The 18477-nt window shown below is 73.5% G+C and carries 17 protein-coding genes; 6 read left to right on the forward strand and 11 right to left on the reverse strand.

The window, feature by feature from the left end; translation table 11 throughout:
• Positions 1-60: 60 nt before the first annotated feature.
• The 3 genes from rocD to ACGFIG_RS04045 all read right to left on the reverse strand — a co-directional run bounded on the left by rocD (position 61) and on the right by ACGFIG_RS04045 (position 3299).
• Positions 61-1275, reverse strand: coding sequence for an ornithine--oxo-acid transaminase (rocD, locus tag ACGFIG_RS04035; RefSeq protein ID WP_392998908.1), 1215 nt, complete (start codon positions 1273-1275; stop codon positions 61-63).
• Positions 1272-2087, reverse strand: a complete 816-nt coding sequence (gene ddaH / locus ACGFIG_RS04040; protein ID WP_357880823.1) for a dimethylargininase — start codon at positions 2085-2087, stop codon at positions 1272-1274. The genes rocD and ddaH overlap by 4 nt, the downstream gene beginning before the upstream one ends.
• Before the next feature lie 339 nt (positions 2088-2426).
• The gene (locus ACGFIG_RS04045) at positions 2427-3299 is read right to left on the reverse strand and encodes a thrombospondin (protein ID WP_392998910.1); all 873 of its coding nucleotides are present in this window, start codon (positions 3297-3299) and stop codon (positions 2427-2429) included.
• 134 nt (positions 3300-3433) lie between these two features.
• On the opposite strand from ACGFIG_RS04045, the gene ACGFIG_RS04050 reads away from it, so the two are divergent.
• The gene (locus ACGFIG_RS04050; RefSeq protein ID WP_392998912.1) at positions 3434-4243 is read left to right on the forward strand and encodes an Fpg/Nei family DNA glycosylase; all 810 of its coding nucleotides are present in this window, start codon (positions 3434-3436) and stop codon (positions 4241-4243) included.
• A 104-nt stretch (positions 4244-4347) separates the two neighbouring features.
• On the opposite strand, the gene ACGFIG_RS04055 is transcribed toward ACGFIG_RS04050, so the two are convergent.
• The 6 genes from ACGFIG_RS04055 to ACGFIG_RS04080 form a co-directional block, all read right to left on the reverse strand.
• On the reverse strand, positions 4348-5226 hold the full coding sequence (locus tag ACGFIG_RS04055) for an aminoglycoside phosphotransferase family protein (RefSeq protein ID WP_392998914.1): 879 nt from the start codon (positions 5224-5226) through the stop codon (positions 4348-4350).
• A 205-nt stretch (positions 5227-5431) separates the two neighbouring features.
• Positions 5432-6850, reverse strand: coding sequence for a WGR domain-containing protein (locus tag ACGFIG_RS04060; RefSeq protein WP_392998916.1), 1419 nt, complete (start codon positions 6848-6850; stop codon positions 5432-5434).
• A 153-nt stretch (positions 6851-7003) separates the two neighbouring features.
• On the reverse strand, positions 7004-8383 hold the full coding sequence (locus ACGFIG_RS04065; RefSeq protein ID WP_392998918.1) for an FAD-dependent oxidoreductase: 1380 nt from the start codon (positions 8381-8383) through the stop codon (positions 7004-7006).
• Between the two features lie 13 nt (positions 8384-8396).
• Entirely contained in the window at positions 8397-9545 is a 1149-nt protein-coding gene (locus ACGFIG_RS04070) for a glutamate--cysteine ligase (RefSeq protein ID WP_392998920.1), read from the reverse strand.
• 139 nt (positions 9546-9684) lie between these two features.
• Positions 9685-10074, reverse strand: coding sequence for a hypothetical protein (locus ACGFIG_RS04075; protein ID WP_392998922.1), 390 nt, complete (start codon positions 10072-10074; stop codon positions 9685-9687).
• On the reverse strand, positions 10071-10532 hold the full coding sequence (locus ACGFIG_RS04080; protein ID WP_392998924.1) for a hypothetical protein: 462 nt from the start codon (positions 10530-10532) through the stop codon (positions 10071-10073). The genes ACGFIG_RS04075 and ACGFIG_RS04080 overlap by 4 nt, the downstream gene beginning before the upstream one ends.
• Before the next feature lie 310 nt (positions 10533-10842).
• Between ACGFIG_RS04080 and ACGFIG_RS04085 the strand changes: the two genes are divergently transcribed.
• The 4 genes from ACGFIG_RS04085 (at position 10843) to ACGFIG_RS04100 (ending at position 15319) form a co-directional block, all read left to right on the forward strand.
• On the forward strand, positions 10843-11136 hold the full coding sequence (locus ACGFIG_RS04085; protein WP_392998926.1) for a DUF6412 domain-containing protein: 294 nt from the start codon (positions 10843-10845) through the stop codon (positions 11134-11136).
• A gap of 90 nt (positions 11137-11226) precedes the next feature.
• The gene (gene yidC / locus ACGFIG_RS04090; protein ID WP_392998928.1) at positions 11227-11976 is read left to right on the forward strand and encodes a membrane protein insertase YidC; all 750 of its coding nucleotides are present in this window, start codon (positions 11227-11229) and stop codon (positions 11974-11976) included.
• Between the two features lie 130 nt (positions 11977-12106).
• A complete protein-coding gene (locus ACGFIG_RS04095) occupies positions 12107-13531 on the forward strand; it encodes a carbohydrate-binding protein (RefSeq protein ID WP_392998930.1) in 1425 nt (474 codons plus the stop codon).
• Positions 13532-13915: 384 nt separating this feature from the next.
• Entirely contained in the window at positions 13916-15319 is a 1404-nt protein-coding gene (locus ACGFIG_RS04100) for a chitinase (protein ID WP_392998932.1), read from the forward strand.
• Positions 15320-15622: 303 nt separating this feature from the next.
• Here ACGFIG_RS04100 and ACGFIG_RS04105 read toward each other — a convergent pair whose 3' ends face one another.
• The gene (locus ACGFIG_RS04105) at positions 15623-16291 is read right to left on the reverse strand and encodes a DedA family protein (protein ID WP_392998934.1); all 669 of its coding nucleotides are present in this window, start codon (positions 16289-16291) and stop codon (positions 15623-15625) included.
• Positions 16292-16376: 85 nt separating this feature from the next.
• Entirely contained in the window at positions 16377-16979 is a 603-nt protein-coding gene (locus tag ACGFIG_RS04110; RefSeq protein ID WP_392998936.1) for a DUF1349 domain-containing protein, read from the reverse strand.
• A 128-nt stretch (positions 16980-17107) separates the two neighbouring features.
• Between ACGFIG_RS04110 and ACGFIG_RS04115 the strand changes: the two genes are divergently transcribed.
• Entirely contained in the window at positions 17108-18442 is a 1335-nt protein-coding gene (locus ACGFIG_RS04115) for a peptidoglycan DD-metalloendopeptidase family protein (protein WP_392998938.1), read from the forward strand.
• Positions 18443-18477 lie beyond the last annotated feature (35 nt).

Consider the following 18477-nt stretch of genomic DNA (forward strand, 5'->3'; position numbering starts at 1 on the left):
GGGCAACGACGGCGGGCGCCGGGACCGTGGTCCCGACGCCCGCCTTTCGTCGTACGGGGCTCAGCCGGCCAGCACGGCGGCGAGCTGGGCGACCGCGTGGTCGATCTCCTGCTCGGTGATCACCAGCGGCGGGGCGAGCCGGATGGTGGCGCCGTGGGTGTCCTTGGCGAGCACCCCGCGCTCGGCGAGCCGCTCGCACGCCTCCCGGCCGCTCATCAGCGCCGGGTCGATGTCGAGGCCGGCCCACAGGCCACGGCCCCGCACCGCCACGAGGCCCCGGCCGACCAGCGACCGGAGACCGGCGTGCAGTCGGGCGCCCAACTCGGTCGAGCGGCGCTGGAACTCGCCGGTGGCCAGCAGCCGGACGACCTCGGTCGCGACGGCGCACGCCAGCGGGTTGCCGCCGAACGTGGAGCCGTGCTGACCCGGCCTGAGCACGCCGAGCACGTCGGCGTTCGCGGCCACCGCGGAGACCGGCACGATACCGCCGCCCAGCGCCTTGCCCAGCAGGTACATGTCGGGCGTGACGCCCTCGTGGTCGCAGGCGAAGGTGTCCCCGGTCCGGCCGAGGCCGGACTGGATCTCGTCGGCGATGAAGAGCACGTTCTGCTCGGTGCAGACCCGGCGTACGCCCGGCAGGTAGCCCTCCGGCGGCACCACGACGCCCTGCTCGCCCTGGATCGGCTCGATCAGGACAGCGACGGTGTTCTCGTCGATCGCGGCGGCCAGCGCGTCCAGGTCGCCGTAGGGCACCACGGTGAAGCCCGGGGTGTACGGCCCGAAGTCGGCCCGCGCGTCCTCGTCCGTGGAGAAGCTGACGATGGTGGTCGTACGGCCGTGGAAGTTCCCCTCGGCCACCACGATGTTGGCCTGGCCCGGGGCGACGCCCTTGACCTGGTAGCCCCACTTGCGGGCGACCTTGATGCCGGTCTCCACCGCCTCGGCGCCGGTGTTCATCGGCAGCACGAGGTCCTTGCCGCACAACTCGGCCAGCTCGCGGCAGAAGTCGGCGAACTGGTCGTGGACGAACGCCCGGCTGGTGAGGGTCAGCCGGTCGAGCTGGGCGTGCGCGGCCGCGATCAGCGTCGGGTGCCGGTGGCCGAAGTTCAGTGCCGAGTAGCCGGCCAGGCAGTCGAGGTAGCGGCGACCGTCCACGTCGGTCAGCCAGGAGCCCTCGGCGGAGGAGATCACCACCGGCAACGGGTGGTAGTTGTGCGCGGTCCACCGCTCCGCGTCGCGGATCGCCTCCGGCGTCCGCAGCATGTCGTCGATCACTGGCTCGCCTTTCCCTGACGGAGTCGCAACGTGCAGCACTTCGGTCCGCCGCCGGCTTTGCGCAGCTCGGAAAGGTCGACACCGATCGTCTCGTAGCCCCGGTCGCGCAGCTTCGCGGCCAGCCCGGTGGCCTGCGCCGGCAGCACCACGTGCCGGCCGTCGCTGACCGCGTTCAACCCGAAGACCTCCGCGTCGGCCAGGGTGGCGTGCACCGCGTCGGGGAAGAGCCGGCGCAGCACCGCCCGGCTGCCGGGCGAGAACGCCTCCGGCAGGTACGCCACGGTCCGTTCGTCGAGCACGGTGAGCGCGGTGTCCAGGTGGTAGAAGCGGGGGTCGACCAGTTGCATGGTCACCACCGGGTAGCCGAAGACCTCCTGGAGTTGCGCGTGCGAGGCGTGCGCGGTGCGGAAGCCGGTGCCGGCCAGCAGGAAGTCGCCGGCCAGCAGGATGTCGCCCTCGCCCTCGTTGACGTGCTTCGGGTCGTGCATCTCGAAGCCGGCGGCCTCGAACCAGGCGCGGTAGGCGGGGGCCTCGTCGGCGCGCTGCGGGTCGCGGAACTGCACCGCCATCGCCTTGCCGTCGATCACGGTGCCGCCGTTGGCGGCGAACACCATGTCGGGCAGGCCGGGCACCGGAGCGATCTCCTCGACGGTGTGGCCCAGGTCCCGGTAGGTCTGCCGCAGCTGCTCCCACTGCCGGACGGCGAGGTCGACGTCGACCGGCGCGGTCGGGTCCATCCACGGGTTGATGGCGTAGTCGACGGCGAAGTACGTCGGCCGGCACATCAGGAAGCGCTGGCTGGTGGCGTCCATCGTCATTGTCCTGCTCCCAGGGTCGGGCGCGCCCGGCCACCTTCGGCCCACGGGCTGGCGCCGTTGCTCAACGCTATGTCGGCACCGATGATTGAATCCACCGCTGGAAGTTGCGCAGGCCGACGGATCGTTGCGTCTGGGGGATTGTGAACGATGGTTCGTTGCGTACGGCGCCGCGTGGAGGCGCTCCGCCGGGACCCGGCCCGGAAAACACTTCGGGGGCGGCGAACCGCCGCCCCCGAAAAGGGTTGCCCGGCTGGTGAACCACCAGGCTGGTCGGGCGTCGCCGGTGAACCACCGGCGCTGCCGGCACGTCGCCGGCGAGCCGATCATTGCCCGCTAGAAGCGGTCCACAAACTGTGAGTCGAGCCACTCGCGGAACCGCTGCACCCAGTCCCCGTCGGTGGTCGGCCAGTCGAACTGGCCGGTCATCGCCAGCACGCCGAGCACCACTGCGCCGAGGCCCAGCGCGATGCCGAGCAACGCGTCGGTCTTGCCGGCGATGTGCCGGCGGCGGGTGGCCATCAGGCCGAGCACCGCGAGGATCGCGCCGAGGGCGCCGAGCGCGATGCCGTAGCCGGCGAGGGCGCCGGTGAGCACGAAGAGCGCCCCGGCCACGCCGACGACCAGACCCAGCGTGGCGAGCAGGCTGGCCCGGGGCTTCGGGCCGGCGACCACGGGCCGCTCCGGCTCCCGGTCGGCGACGCCGTCGCCGTCGCGGTCGACGGGACGTTCGACGGTGCGGTCGCGGTCGAGCGGGCGCTCCGCGGTGCGGTCCCCGTCCGGCCGGGTCACCGGCGCCGACGTCTTGCGGTCCAGGTCGGTCGTGCGGCCGTCGAGGGTCCGTTCCAGGGCCGGGTCGGGGTCGGTGCTCCGGGGGACGCGCCGGTCGTCGTCGGTGGGCCGGCCCGTGGCCGCGCGGGCGACGGCCGCCCGCTCGGCCGCCCGCCGCTCGGCGTCGGCGTCCCGCCCGTCACCCGTCCGCCTGTCGCCGCTCCGCCCGTCGCCGCCGGGCGCCGTGCTGCTGCGGTACGTCGTCTGCTCGCCGTCCCGGTCGGTGACCGCCGGGCGGCTGGACCCGGGACTCGGGTCCCCGTCGGTCCGGGCCGCGTCGTACCTACCGGTGGCGGCCGGAGCATCGCGACCGTCGGGGTTCTCGTCCCGCGTGGGCGCCTCTTCCGACCGCCGCGACAGCGAAGGGATCCTGACCACAACACACCTCCTGGGGAAATGCGTGGTGGCTGATGGGATCGACGCCGCCCACGCGTTACGTCACCCGGGTACCCAGCCGGCCGTTCTCCGACACCAGGGGGTGGACCCGGACGGCGTGGCTATCCTTGGCACCCGTGCCAGAGGGACACACCATCCACCGCCTGGCGGCGCGGCACTCCGAGATGTTCGCCGGGGACAAGCTGCACGCCGCCAGCCCGCAGGGCCGCTTCGCCGAGGGCGCGGCCCGCCTCTCCGGCACCGTCCTGGAGGCCACCGAGGCGTACGGCAAGCACCTGCTGCACCACCACGCCGGCGAGCTGACCCTGCACGTCCACCTCGGGCTCTACGGCAGGTTCGCCGACGGCGCCGGGGAACCGCCGGAGCCCGTCGGCCAGGTGCGGCTGCGGTTGACCAGCGACCGGCACTGGCTCGACCTGCGTGGGCCCACCGCCTGCGAGCTGCTCACCCCGCCCGAGGTGGCGGCGCTGCGTGCCCGGCTGGGCCCCGACCCGCTGCGCGCCGACGCCGACCCGGAGCGGGCGTACGCCCGGATCTCCCGCAGCCCCACGTCCATGGCGGCGTTGCTGCTGGACCAGTCGGTGGTGGCCGGCACCGGGCTGATCTTCGTCACCGAGGCGCTGTTCCGGGCCGGGCTGCCGCCGACGCTCCCCGGCCGGCGGCTGACCCGCGCCGGCTGGGACGCGCTCTGGGCCGACCTGGTGGCGTTGATGCGGCTCGCCGTCGATCGCGGCCGGATCGACACCGTCCGCGACGCGCACCTGCCCGAGGCGATGGGTCGCCCCGCCCGGGTCGACCGGCACGGCGGCGAGGTGTACGTCTACCGCCGCCCCGGCGACCCCTGCCACGTCTGCGGCACGCCGGTGCGCCGGGGCGAACTGGCCGGCCGCAACCTCTACTGGTGCGCCACCTGCCAACCAGGCTGACAGGCCCCGCCGCTCCCGTCCGAAGTTGTAGGCGGCCGAGACGTCCGACCTGGTGACGGCGGCGGAGATGGTGCCGGCCGCCCTCCGGGTGGCTCGGCCGCCTCTCATCGCGTGCCGAGCAGCCAGCGGACCACCTCCACCTGGTTGGGGAAGACCCGGCCCTCGCCGATGCTCCAGGCCAGCGTCTGCCCGATCGTCCAACCGCGTACCCGCTCCCGGTCGAGGCCCAGCTCCGCGCTGAGCCGGTCCAACCGGTGCCGTACGGCGTCCGGTGAGTGCCCCAGCTCCGCGCCGCGCACCAGCGGCACCACGCCGAACTCGCGCTCGCCGGTCAGCGGCTTCGGGTCGATGAGCAGCCACGGCTCCCGGGTCGCCCGCAGCACGTTGCCGGCGTGCAGGTCCTGGTTGACCAGCACCTGCTCGCCCTGGCTGCCGACCAGGTCCGTCAGCAGCCCCAGCGCCGCGTCGACCAGCCGCCGCTCGTACGGCCGACCGGCCCGCTCCCAGTTCGCCGGCAGCCGTTCGAGCCAGCCGGCTACCTCGTCGGCGAGCGGGGTGAACGGCGGGCCGGCCGGTCGCCACAGCCGGGGCAGCAGCCCGACCGCCACGTCCAGCGCCGCGTCGGCGGGCAACGCGTGCAGCGGCGTGCCGGGCACGCACCGCTCGACCAGCAGCGCCCGCCGCTGCGGGTCGTGCCCGAGCAGCCGGGCCGCGCCCGCCCCGGCCCACTGATCCAGCGCCGTCGCCTCGTGGACGCTGTCGGGGTCCGGGTACTGGAGCTTCAGCACCGCCGGCGTGCCGTCGGGCAGCTCCGCCGGCAGGGCCAGCGAGGCGAAGGCGTACGGGAAGGGTGGCCCGAGCCGCAACGACCATCTGGCGGCGCAGGCGGCCAGCCGCTCCGGCAGCGCCGCCAGCCACTCGCGCCCGGCCGGCACGTCCCGCACCCAGCCCAACCCGTCCGGAATCAGGAGTTCGGAATCCATCCGGCCATCCTGGACCCCGGGCCCGCCACCGCGCAGCACCGATTCCGCCCACCGCCCGCCCTGCCGGTTGACCAAGAGGTTTCGGCCCGCCACGGAGATCGAACCGGACGCGAACCTCTTGATCACCGGGCCGGATCGCGGACGGGGAGGGGGCGGGACCGGGCGGAGGGCGGGCGGGGAGGACGGTGGGCGGGGCGGGGAGAGGTCAGCGGAGGCGGCGGATGTCGCCATGAGCGCGGTAGAAGCCGCCCCGGCCGGACTCGCGGACCTGCGTGACCAGGTAGCGTGCGCCCGGCTCGCGGATGCCCTTGGGGAACTGCACGGACCAGTCCCGGTGGTAGCCGGGGGAGAGCACGTGCACCCGCAGCCGGCCCCGTTCCTCGACGCACTGCACGATCACGCCGCCGTCGACGTCGCTGGTCACCTCGACGGTCGTCCAGGCCGCCGGCTCCGGCATCCGGGGCGGGGCCTTCACGTCGACGACCTCCGGCACGCTGCCGGCCTCCGCCGCCCGGATCGCCGGCTCGCTGGCGTCGACGCAGGCCAGGTAGCCGCCGGTGGTGACCACGTAGAGCCGGTCCTCGTGGTACTGCATCGAGTAGGCCGAGCCGCAGCCGGTCCCGAGCTTCCACAGCCGGTTGCCGGCCTGGTCGAAGCAGTAGATCGAGGACTGGCTGTCGCCGGCGAAGACGTACCGGCCGCCCTCGGCGGTGGCGCAGGAGAAGACCGGGGCGTCGCAGCGGTAGCTGTGCTCGACGCGACCGTCCTTCGCCAGGCGCACCACCTCCCGGGTGCCGGTGCCCGCGAACACCGCCCCGGGCTCCTGCCAGCCGAAGAGCACCGAGCCGGTACGGGTGTGCCACAGCTCCCGGCCCGTGCGCCAGTCGTAGCCCGTCACGCCCTGCGAGTGGCCGTGGTAGAGCGCGTCGGCGTCGCAGCGCACCATCCACGCCGACCGGCCGCGACCCTGCCGGCGCCAGAGGAACTCGTCCTCGTGGTCGACGGCGACGATGCCGCCGCCCGCGTCGGAGACGCCCAGCACGCCGTCGTGGATGTCCAGCCAGTAGATGTCGATCTCCGGCGCGATCTCGTAGGCCACGCGGGGCACCTTGCCCGACAGGTCGTAGACGTTGCCGTCGTCGCAGCCCGCGTAGATCCAGGCGTCGTCGGCGACGATGCACTTCACCCCGTCGGGGAGGCGGACCTGGTTCAGCACCCGGGCGTCGTGGCCGAGCGTCGTGATGACGCCGCGCTCGTTGCCGACCATGCAGCTCTGCCCGTCGACGAAGATGCCGAAGGCGGGGGCGCCGGAGTCGTAGCGCCACAGCACCGGGGCGGTGCGGGCCGTGGAGCGGGTGCTGACGATCTGCCGCCGGGAGACCGCGCGCTTCTGCCGCACCCCCGGTACGGCCGGGGCGTACCCCTTGCGGACCTTCTCGCCGATCTTCTTGGCCGCCGCCGCGCGGGCCTTCGCGTTGTCGGCGTAGGCCGTGGTCTTGATCTGGCCCTGGTCACCGATCCGGCCATAGCGGACGGTCAGCGCGGCGTCGTCGACGACGACCTCGTAGAACTTGTGTGCACCGTCCACTTCGGACAGCTCGAGGTAGGTCGTCTCCTGCGACATGGGGGCCTCCGAGGGGGTCAGCGACCGGCCCGACGTGGCCGGCGCGGCGAGCGCGGGCACACGCTAACCGTCACCCCCGACAAAGCCCCGCCGAGGTGTGCGGAAGGGCCCCTTCCTGTGCCTCAGGCGTCAGGAAGGGACCCCTCCGCGCGGCTACCGGGCGGTGGCGGCCAGGGCGTCGACAGCCTTGCGGGCGGCGATCAGCACCGGATCCCAGACCGGGGCGTACGGCGGGGCGTAGCCCAGGTCCAGCGCGGTCATGTCGTCCACCGTCATGCCGTTCCACAACGCCACCGCGAGGGTGTCGATCCGCTTCGCCGCCTCGGACCAGCCGACGATCTGCGCCCCGAGCAGCCGTCCGCCGGGCTTCTCGGCGATCAGCTTGACCGTCATCGGCCGGGCACCCGGGTAGTAGCCGGCGCGGTTGGTCGACTCGGCGATCACCGAGACGAACTCGAACCCCGCCGCGGCGGCGTCCTTCTCGCGCAGCCCGGTGCGCCCGACCTCCAGCTCGCAGACCTTGGTGACGGCGGTGCCGATCACCCCCGCGAAGGTGGCGTACCCGCCGCCGATGTTGATGCCGGCGACCCGGCCCTGCTTGTTGGCGTGGGTGCCCAGCGGCACGTGCACGGGCATCCCGGTGACCCGGTGCACGGTCTCCACGCAGTCGCCGGCGGCCCACACGTCCGGCACCCCCTGCACCCGCATCCGGCGGTCCACCCGGATCCCGCCGGTGGTGCCCAGCGGCAGGCCGGCCGCCTCCGCGAGCGCGGTGTTGGGGCGTACGCCCAGACCGAGGACGACCACGTCGGCGGGGATGGGCCCCTCGGCGGTCAGCACCGCGGAGACCCGTCCTTCGGTCTCCTCCAGGCCGGTCACCCCGAGGCCGGTGCGGATGGTGATGCCGATGCCCCGCATGGCGTCCGTGACGAGTTCGGCCATGTCCGGGTCCACGGTGGCCATCGGCTGCTCGGCCTGCTCGACGAGGGTGACGCTGAGCCCGCGCTGGATCAGCGCCTCGGCCATCTCCACGCCGATGTAGCCGCCGCCGACCACCACGGCCCGGCGCGGCCGGGGCTCGGCGTCCAGCCACTCGCGCAGCGCCGCGCCGTCGTCGAGGGTCTGCATCCCGAAGACCCCGTCGGCGTCGGTGTCCGCCCAGTCCGGCTTCGTGGGCACCGCCCCGGTGGCGTACACCAGGGTGTCGAAGCGCTCCCGGACCTCGCCGCCGCCGTCAAGGTCCCGCGCGCGGACCTCGCGCCGGTCGAGGTCGATGGCGGTCACCTCGTGCCGGAGCCGGACGTCGATGTCGAACTTCTCCCGGAAGGTGGCCGGGTCGCGGGCGATCAGCTGGTCCCGCTCGGGCACCAGCCCGCTGATCCAGTACGGGATGCCGCACGCCGAGTACGAGGTGAAGTGCCCCCGCTCGAAGGCCACGATCTCCAGATCGCCGCGGTCGCGGCGGCGTCGCGCCTGGGACGCCGCCGCCATCCCCGCGGCGTCCCCACCGATGACGATCAGCCGTTGCGCCACGGGCACCATCCTGTCACGAACGGCTCGCGCCGCGGGTCTGTCGCGCGACGTCCTCCACCACGTCCACGAGCTTGCCGGTACGCGCGAAGACGGCGCGCTGCCGGGCCGCCCCGGTGCCGTGCCGGCGCAGCCCGGCGACGAGATCGGTCACCTCGTCCAGGTCGCCGTGGCGTTCCAGCGCCGGGCGCAGCCTCTCGACGAGCTGGTCGAACAGCTCCCAGGCCGGCCGCAGCTCGCCGTCGGTCAGGTCGACGCCCTCGCCCTCCAGCCCGTCGTGCGCCGCCCGCCAGTGCGCGGCGACCAGCAGGTGGTGGTCGGTACGCAGGGCCGGCCGCCCGGCGGCGATGTCGTCCATCGCGGTCGCCACCATGGCCCGGACCAGGGCGGCGACGAGCACCGCGTCGTCCACCGACGGGCAGACGTCACCGATGCGGATCTCCACCGTCGGGTACTTGGCCGACAGGCGGGCGTACCAGTAGAGCATCCCCTCGTCGAGCATCACGCCGCTGGCGATGAGCTGCCGGATCAGCCGCTCGTAGTGCTCGTGCGACTCCAGGAACGGGGTGGGCGCCACGGACGGCCAACGCTCCCACTCCACCGAGCGCCAGCTCGCGTAGCCGGTGTCCTCGCCCCGGGCGAAGGGGGAGTTGGTGGTCGCCGCGTGCAGTACCGGCAGCCAGGGCCGGACGTGGTTGAGCACCTGCACCCCGGTGTCCGGGTCGGGCACCCCGACGTGCACGTGCATGCCGTTGTTGCCGGGGCCGGGGACGAGCAGGCGGAACCGCTCGATCATCCGGTCGAAGCGGGGCTTGTCGACCACCGGCGGCACGGGACCGTCGACCGGCCCGGTGCCGATGGCCAGCAGCCGTACGCCCGCGCGCTCGGCCGCGTCGGCGAGTGCGGCCCGCAGCACGCCGAGGGAGTGCCGGATCGAGGAGAGTTCCAGGCCGGGCGGGCTGCCGATCTCGATCTGGCTGGTCTGGAACTCCCGCTCCACCTGACCGCGCAGCTCGGGCGGCACCTGCTCCATGACGAGGTCGACGGCGGGCACCGCCGCCCCGGTGTGCGGATCGACGAGCAGGAACTCCTCCTCGACACCCACCGTGAGCAGGTCGGTCCCCTCGGTCGTCCCGTTCGGGGCCTCCACCACCTGGCCGGTCATCGTCACCACCGTCCGTTCGCGCCGGCGGCGGTCCGTCCGCGCCGGGTCGGTCGGTGGTTACCCACCGTGCGGAGGCGGGGAAACGCGGTCCGGCGTGTCGGCGCGCCCCGATCCGCGAGCCCGCGCGGGTGGGGCCGGGTCAGTGCGGCGAGCGGTCCTCCGTGGCGTGCACCAGGGCGCGGACGCGGCGCAGCGTGGCGTCGGGGGCCATGATCGCCTCCCGCCACCGGTCCAGCGTCCGGCGCAGGTCCCACACCGTCGCCTTGAGCTGCCGTTCCTGCTCGCGGGCCGAGTCGAGCTGCGCCCGGGCGAGCAGGGCGGCCTCCTCCAACTCGGCGACCCGGGTGCGCAGCGGTTGCACCAGCGTGAGGGCGGCGTCGGTGAGGGTGTCGGCGGCGTCCGCCTTGAACTTGCTCCGCTGCACGACGACCGTCGCGATGACGGCGAGACCCCCGGTGCCTCCGAGCACACCGAGGATGGAGAGCAGAACCTGCACCCAGTGCGGGGCGGACGGCGTCGAGGCGTTCACGTCCCACCTCCGGCGGGAACCGTGCCACCACCGGACAGCCCGGCGAGCGGAGCCACCTGGGTGAGCCGGCGCAGGTCGATCGAGAGCTGGATGGCGCGCCACCCCGAGCCGAAGGCGACCGCGACGACGAACGACGTCGCGGCGATCCCCTGTAGGCCGGCGATCACCGTCAGGGCGACGGCGTACATGCCGGTGACCGTGCCCAGCATGAGCACCGACGCGAGTTCGATACCGAGGCTGGTGGAGAGCCGGCCGGGCCAGGCCAGGCCCAGCAGCCCGGCGCAGCCGGCCACGATGAGCCCCGACTCCCATCCCACCTGGATGGGACCCGGCATCGCCATCTCGACCGACTGCGGTCGGGCGTCGAAGATGATCAGCAGGATCCCGCAGACCGGGGCGGTCGCCATAATGGCGATCTCGAAGGGCTGGTGCCTCGAGCGGATTCGGTTGTGGGGCACGGCGGCTCCTCAGGATGGGCCCGCCACCTCGTCGAGGCGATCCGTCGGCGGGGGCGGGCGCCCGTTGCCGACGGTGTGCCGGGAGGGCCCGCTCCCACCGCCCGGATCGCGGGCACCCTGACGACGCGGGGCACCTGGCGACCGAACGGGCCGACCCGCCCACGTCGGCGGTCGACGTACCAAGTCGTACCACTTCCGGCGCGCCTGCGTCCAGCCGGTAAGTGTCGTAAAAGAGCAGGTCAAGGCGGGTGTGGAAGGGGCGTCGACCGAACGGGCCGGGCGGCGTGACAACGGGTCCTAGGCTGGTCGCATGCCGGGGCTGCCAGGGGTCGCGCTGGGGACGTGGGCGTACGTCCTCGTCCACCTGACGCTGCTCGCCGACCGCCCCGCCGAGCTGCTCGCGGGGGCCGTGCTCGCCGCGGTGGCACTGCTGGCCGTCGCGCTCGCGGTGCGCGCGGCCGGCGTCGCCGACGCGCCCCGGGCCGGCCGGGCCACCGCCCTGCGCGCCCGGGCCCGGCACCGCCGGTTGCCCCGGCAGGTCGACCCGGACGCCGCCGGGCGTCCCCGGCCCCGCGCACCCGGGCCGCACCCCTCGGCCGCGTAGCACCGCCGCGCGGCCGATTCCGCCGTTCACCCGCCCGCCCCGGCGACACCGCCCGGGGCGGCACTCCGGAATCGGACCGAGGGGTCACCCATGCTCGCCTTCGCACCTCTGCACGACGCCGTCGGCGCCGCCGGCCGCGCGCTCACCTGGTTCACCACCCTGCTCGAACCGCTGGCCGGCGACGCGGCCACGGCCGCCGCCATCGTCGTCCTCACCGTCGTCGTCCGGTTGCTGATCTCGCCGCTGGCCCTCGCGCAGGTGCGCGCGGAGCGGCGTCGCGCGGCGCTCGCCCCCGAGGTCCGCGAGCTTCAGCGACGGTACGCGGACGACCCCGCCCGGTTGCAGGGCGAGTTGTACGCGCTCTACCGGGCCAACGGCGCCAGCCCGGTCTCCGGCTGCCTGCCACTGCTGCTCCAGGCCCCGATCCTGCTGGTGATGTACCGGCTCTTCACCACCGCCGAGGGTGGCACGGGGCTGCTCGGCGAGCGGCTGGCCGGCGTGTCGCTGGGCCACCACCTCGGCGACGGGCTGGGCGGCGGGGCGCTGCCGCTGTTCGGCGCCCTGCTGGCGGCCCTGCTCGCGCTCGCCTGGTGGACGTCGCGGCGGATGCGGCGTGCGGCGGCGGCGACCGCGACGGTGGCCGGTACGCCGACCGAGGGGCCCGGTGCGGCCGTGCTCGGTCGGCTGCTGCCGCTGTTGCCGTACACGACGCTGCTGGTGGCGCTGGTGCTGCCGCTCGCCGCGGTGATCTACCTGGTCACCACCACGGCCTGGTCGGCGGCGGAGCAGGCGGTGCTGCGCCGCCCGCGCCCGGTGCCGGCTCCCGCCGAGGGCCGTTGACGCGGCGCCGCCCGGGTGCGGTGCGGGACCCGGGCGGCGCCGCCATTGACGGACGTTGACATCTGTGGCATCGGCACGTACAACTCGTGAGAGAGCGCTCTCTCGACCGTCCCCGCAGAGAGGCACGTCAATGACACCTGCCCCGGCGGCGCCCGCCGCCCCGCCCTCGCGACGCCGGCTGCCGCTGGCGCTGGCCCTGTTCACCGCCGCCACCACCGCGCTGACCGGAGTGACCGTGACCGCCAACGCGGCGGTCCCGTCGCCCGCGCCCGGCTGGAGCCTGGTGTGGAGCGACGACTTCACCGGCGCGGCCGGCACGCTGCCGTCCGCTGCGAACTGGATCATCGACACCGGCACCAGCTATCCCGGCGGCCCGCCGAACTGGGGCACCGGGGAGATCCAGACCTACACCAACAGCACGGCCAACGTCAGCCACGACGGCGGCGGCAACCTGCGCATCACCCCGCTGCGCGACGCCTCCGGCGGCTGGACCTCGGCCCGGATCGAGACCGTACGCAGCAACTTCAAGGCTCCCGCCGGCGGCGTGCTGGCCATCGAGGGCCGCATCCAGATGCCCAACGTGACCGGCGCCCAGGCGTCCGGGTACTGGCCGGCATTCTGGGCGCTCGGCTCGCCGTACCGGGGCAACTACCAGAACTGGCCCGGCATCGGCGAGTTCGACGTGATGGAGAACGTCAACGGCCTCAACTCGGTCTGGGGCGTACTGCACTGCGGGGTGGCCCCGGGCGGGCCGTGCGACGAGTTCAACGGCATCGGCGCGTCCCGGGCCTGCCCCGGCAGCACCTGCCAGTCGGCCTTCCACACCTACCGGTTCGAGTGGGACGCCTCCGTCAGCCCGCAGCAGTTGCGTTGGTACGTCGACGGGCAGCTGTACCACACGGTAAGCCAGTCCCGCGTCGGCGAGCCGTACTGGTCGCAGATGACCAGCCACGCGGGCTACTTCCTGCTGCTCAACGTGGCGATGGGCGGGGCCTTCCCGAACGGCGTGGCCGGTGGCGCCACGCCGACCGCCGCCACCGTCCCCGGCCGGCCGATGCTGGTCGACTACGTGGCGGTGTACAGCCGGGGCGGCGGCACCACGCCTCCGCCCACGACCCCGCCGCCGACGACCCCGCCGCCCGGCGGGGTGCGCGACGCGTACGCGACGATCCAGGCGGAGGCGTTCAACGCGCAGAACGGCGTGCTCGTCGAGGCGTGCGCCGAGGGCGGGCAGAACATCGGCGCGCTGCGCAACGGCGACTGGGTGCGGTACGACAACGTCGAGTTCGGCTCCACCCCGCCCCGCGACTTCGTGGCCCGCGTCGCCTCCGGCGCGGCGGGCGGGGTGAGCGGACTGGTGGAGGTCCGGCTGGACAGCCCGACCAGCCCGCCGATCGGCAGCTTTGCGATCGGGAACACGGGCGGCTGGCAGAGCTGGCGTTCGGTGCCTGGCAACGTCGCCGGTCCGACCGGCCGCCGGACGGTCTACCTGACCTTCACCAGCGGACAGCCCGCCGACTTCGTCAACGTCAACTGGTTCACCTTCCGCCGCTGACCACCGTGGAGCCCTCGGCCGCCACCGAGGGCTCCACGGCGTCCGTCCGGAGTCCTGTCCCGCGCCCGTCACGGCCCCTGCCCGGGGTCCCGCCGCCGCATCGCCGGGACCCGCCGCCGCCCGGCCTGAGCCCCGCGTGCCGCGCCGCCGGGTCGCGCCGGTTCCCCGCGTGCCGCGTGGCGGATCGCGCTGAGTCCCCGCGTGCCGCGTGGCCGTGCTGCGCCGAGTCCCCCCTTGCCGCGTCGCCGGGGCCCGCGTGCCGCGTCTGTCGATCGCCGGGGCTCTCGCCTGCCGGCAGTCTGTTCTGGACAGAAACAGTTAACACTCCTAATAATAGGCGTCAATGTCGATGCCGGTGGATGGTGGCCGGTGCTGGAGGGTGTCGTGAAACGATCCAGATCTCTGGTGTTCTCGCTGGTCACAGCCGTCGTCGCGGCGCTCGGAGCGGTGTGGGTGGCGTTGCCCGCGTTCGCTGCCGGGGTGACCGCCAGCTTCGTCAAGACGTCCGACTGGGGATCGGGCTGGGAGGGCAAGTACACGATCACGAACGGGGGCGGAGCCGCCGTCGACGGCTGGAGCCTGGCCTTCGACCTGCCGGCCGGCACGACCCTCGGCAGCTACTGGGACGCGCTGCTGACCTCGTCGGGCCAGCGGCACACCTTCACCAACCGGTCCTGGAACGGCCACATCGCCCCCGGGGCCTCGGTCTCGTTCGGCTTCCTCGGCTCCGGGTCGGGTGCGCCCACCAACTGCCAGCTCAACGGCGCGGCGTGCGGGGGCGGCACGAATCCCACCACCGCGCCGCCGACGACCGCGCCGCCGACGACCGCACCCCCCACCACCCCGCCCCCGACCACGCCGCCACCGACGAGCCCGCCGCCGAACACCGGCCTGCCGAAGCACATCCTCACCGGCTACTGGCACAACTTCGACAATCCCGCCGTCGAGTTGCGACTGCGTGACGTGCCGGCCGAGTACGACGTCGTCGCGGTCGCCTTCGCCGACGCCACCGCCACCCCCGGCGCGGTCGCCTTCGCCGTCGACCCCGGCCTGTCCGCCGCCCTCGGCGGCTACACCGACGCCGACTTCTCCGCCGACGTACGCACCCTCCAGGCCCGGGGCAAAAAGGTGATCATCTCGGTCGGCGGGGAGACGGGTCGGGTGGCGGTCAACGACGCCGCCTCCGCCGCCGCGTTCAGCGACAGCGTCCACGCGCTCATCCAGCGGTACGGCTTCGACGGCGTCGACATCGACCTGGAGAACGGGCTGAACCCGACCTACATGGCCCAGGCGCTGCGCTCGCTGCGGGCAAAGGTGGGGAGCGGACTGATCATCGCGATGGCTCCGCAGACCATCGACATGCAGTCACCGGACACCAGCTACTTCAAGCTGGCGCTCGACATCAAGGACATCCTCACCGTCGTGAACACCCAGTTCTACAACTCGGGGGCGATGCTCGGCTGCGACCGCAACGCCGCGTACGCCCAGGGGACGGTGAACTTCATCGTCGCGCTGGCCTGCATCCAACTGGAGGCCGGGCTCCGCCCGGACCAGGTCGGCCTCGGCCTGCCGGCCGGCGCCGGCGCGGCCGGCGGCGGCGTCGTCGCGCCCTCCGTGGTCAACGCGGCGCTGGACTGCCTGGCCCGGGGCACCAACTGCGGCAGCTTCCGCCCGCCGCGCACCTACCCGGGCATCCGTGGCGCGATGACCTGGTCGGTCAACTGGGACGTGACCAACGGCAACACCTTCGCACGCACGGTCGCCCCCCACCTGAAGACCCTCCCCTGACCAACCCCCCACCCCGCTACTCCCACTCCCAATGACCCATCCCCGCCCCCGCTCGCCCGCCCCTGCCACCGCCCCGCCCCGCCCCGCTCGCCCGCCCCCATCCCCCGCGTCGATCATGCAGTTGTGGTGGTTCTAAAAAGCCACGCAAGCGGCTACATCGGCACTACGACTGCATGATCGACGCCGGCAGGGCGGGGACGGGGTGGGGTGGGGTGGGGTGGAGACTCATGTGGGTGGGCGGGGCGCTCGGTGGCGGTGGCGGGGGCGGCGTGGTCGGTGAACTGCCCTGCTGTCCCGGGTGGGTCAGTGGGTGGCGTCGGCGTGGTCGTGTTGGCGGGCGCGGCGGCGACGGGTCTTCTTGACCGCCCACCAGGCGATCATGACGACGAAGACGGCGATGATGCCGTAGTCGAACCACTTGCTGTACTGCTCGATCTGCTGCCAGCGGGAGCCGAGCGCGTATCCCAGACCGACGAAGAGGGCGTTCCAGATGCCGCTGCCCAGCGTGGTGAACGCGATGAACTCCGGCAACGGCATCCGGTTGGCCCCGGCGGGGATGGAGATCAGGCTGCGGACCACCGGCATCATCCGGCCGAAGAGCACCGCCCACCGGCCGTGCCGCTCGAACCAGCGGTCGGCCTTCTCCAGGTCGTCGAGGTCGACCAGAGGCAGCCGGTCGAGCCAACGCTTGAGCCGGTCCTCGCCGGCGACCGCGCCCAGCCAGTAGAGGACGAGCGCCCCGCCCAGGGAGCCGGCGGTGGCGGCGAGCCCCACCAGGACGACGTTGAACCGTCCCTCGCTGGCCAGGTAGCCGGCCATCGCCAGGACGATCTCGCTCGGGATCGGCGGGATGATGCTCTCCAGGGCGACCAGCAGGGCCACCCCGATGGCGCCGGCGGCGTCGATCACTCCCGCCACCCAGCCGGTCAGGCCGCCGAGTTCGGTCGGGTCGACGTTCTCGGCGAGTGCCATCGCGATCCTTTCGGCCGGGTCCGATCAGAGTCATCTACCCTGCGGCCTGGCCGTCACACCTGCCGGTGAGCGGGGCCACCCGGCTTCACCCCTGCGGGTGCAGTTCCGCGTCGGCCGGCCCCCGCCGCCAGCCGGTGAACCGGACCCGCAGGCCCGCCCGCGTGGGGGAGCAGCAGTACGGCCCGGCGAGCGCCACCGCCTGCGGGTCCAGCGGGGCGAGCCGGACCAGCCGCGACGGCTCGTCGTCCGCCCGGGCCCGTACGGTGAGGGCGTCCCGGTCGCGGCTGACCCGCACGGTCACCTCCCGACCGGCCCACAGCGGCACCGGGGCGACCGACCAGTCGGAGACCTCACGGGTCACCACGGCGCCGACCTGCGGCTGACCGTCGCTGACCTCCACTCCGGCCTTGACCCAGTTCCGCTCGTCCACCCGCACCAGCACGCCGGCCTGGTCGAACTGCTCGCCGTAGTCGAGGACGAAGGTGACCTCCACCGCCTCGCCGGCGGGCAGCGGCGCGAGCAGCGCCGGGGCGTCGTCGTGGACGAAGCCGTACGAGGTGTGCCGCCACAGGTCGCTGCCCTCGGCCGGCTGCACCAGCAGGTCGCCCGCCGGCCCGCCCTCGACCAGCACCGGCTCGTTCCACCACTCACCCTCGGCCCAGTCGATCCGCCGCTGCGCGTAAGCCATGCCGGGACGGTACCGCCGGTGCTGCCCCCGGCGCTTCCCCCTCGGGCACGACGGCGGGGATCACAATCGGGCTCGTCTATATTCACGTCGTTGACGGACGTTCGGGAAGACGGCGGAGAGGGCGTGGCGTGGGGGAGAAGGTGGGGAGGCGGCTGCGGGCGCTGGTGGTGGCCGCAGTGGTCCTGTGTGGACTCGCGCTCGTGCCGGCGCAGCCGGCGTCCGCGCAGGCCGGGGCCATGATCCAGCCGGTGGGCGGGCGGGTCACCGGAGTGCTGTCGAACAGGTGCGGCAGCATCGACGGCGACCACTACGGCGTGGACATCGCGGGGAACGGCGGGACGGCGATCGGCGCCGCCTACCCGGGCACGGTCACGTTCGCCGGTTGGACCTCCGGCGGGGGCAACTCGGTGACGCTCTCGCACGCCGGTGGTTACCAGACCCGCTACCTGCACATGGTGCAGCCGGCCTCGGTCGCGACGGGGCAGCAGGTCGGGCAGGGCCAGGTGCTCGGGTACGTCGGCAGCACCGGCAACTCCACCGGCCCGCACCTGCACTTCGAGATCCGCCGCAACGGTGCGGTCCAGGACATCGCCCCGGCCTACACCTGCGGCGGCACGGTCAGCAAGGGCGCCCCCATCAACCTGCCGTTCCCGGACCTGGCACCGGTCAACGCCGCTCCCGACCGGTTCGCGTTCGTGAATTCGGCGGGTGTGTTGTACGCGAAGGACGGCGCGTACTCGTCGTGGCAGGCGGTCAATGCTGGTGGGGCGACGAGGGTGGTGCTGGCCGGTAACCGGATCGGCTGGGTGCAGGGCGGCGACTTCTATGTCAAGGAGGGTGTCTTCGGTCAGTGGTTGACGTTGGCCGGGGGTGGGCAGGTGCGGGACATCGCGGTGAGTGGTGATCGGTTCGCGTTCGTGAATTCGGCGGGTGTGTTGTACGCGAAGGACGGCCTGTACTCGTCGTGGCAGGCGGTCAATGCTGGTGGGGCGACGAGGGTGGTGCTGGCCGGTAACCGGATCGGCTGGGTGCAGGATGGCAACTTCTATGTCAAGGAGGGTGTCTTCGGTCAGTGGTTGACGTTGGCCGGGGGTGGGCAGGTGCGGGACCTCGCGGTGAGTGGTGATCGGTTCGCGTTCGTGAATTCGGCGGGTGTGTTGTACGCGAAGGACGGCCTGTACTCGTCGTGGCAGGCGGTCAATTCCGGCGGGGCGACGAGGGTGGTGCTGGCCGGCAACCGGATCGGCTGGGTGCAGGGCGGCAACTTCTACGCCAAGGAAGGCATCCAGGGCGGGTGGCTCACCCTGGCCGAGGGCGGGCAGGTCAGCGACGTCGCGATCGGCGGCGACGACTGGTTCGCGTTCGTCGGCGGCGGGAACTTCTTCGCCAAGCAGGGCGTCTACGCCGGGTGGCTCACGATGGCCGGCGGCGGGCAGGTCGGCGACGTCGACATCGCCACCTGAGCGCCCGCCCCCGCCGACGGGCGGTGCGGACGACG

The organism is Micromonospora sp. NPDC049048, from assembly GCF_043197615.1.
Lineage (GTDB): Bacteria > Actinomycetota > Actinomycetes > Mycobacteriales > Micromonosporaceae > Micromonospora.

What these genes read in the sequence shown, in the direction of transcription:
- ACGFIG_RS04105 (WP_392998934.1), bottom strand. Translation starts at nt 16,291, where the DNA reads ATGGCACTCGCCGAGAACGTCGACCCGACCGAACTCGGCGGCCTGACC.
- ACGFIG_RS04110 (WP_392998936.1), bottom strand. Translation starts at nt 16,979, where the DNA reads ATGGCTTACGCGCAGCGGCGGATCGACTGGGCCGAGGGTGAGTGGTGG.
- yidC (WP_392998928.1), top strand. Translation starts at nt 11,227, where the DNA reads ATGCTCGCCTTCGCACCTCTGCACGACGCCGTCGGCGCCGCCGGCCGC.
- ACGFIG_RS04095 (WP_392998930.1), top strand. Translation starts at nt 12,107, where the DNA reads ATGACACCTGCCCCGGCGGCGCCCGCCGCCCCGCCCTCGCGACGCCGG.
- ACGFIG_RS04055 (WP_392998914.1), bottom strand. Translation starts at nt 5,226, where the DNA reads ATGGATTCCGAACTCCTGATTCCGGACGGGTTGGGCTGGGTGCGGGAC.
- ACGFIG_RS04060 (WP_392998916.1), bottom strand. Translation starts at nt 6,850, where the DNA reads ATGTCGCAGGAGACGACCTACCTCGAGCTGTCCGAAGTGGACGGTGCA.
- ACGFIG_RS04070 (WP_392998920.1), bottom strand. Translation starts at nt 9,545, where the DNA reads ATGACCGGCCAGGTGGTGGAGGCCCCGAACGGGACGACCGAGGGGACC.
- ddaH (WP_357880823.1), bottom strand. Translation starts at nt 2,087, where the DNA reads ATGGACGCCACCAGCCAGCGCTTCCTGATGTGCCGGCCGACGTACTTC.
- ACGFIG_RS04085 (WP_392998926.1), top strand. Translation starts at nt 10,843, where the DNA reads ATGCCGGGGCTGCCAGGGGTCGCGCTGGGGACGTGGGCGTACGTCCTC.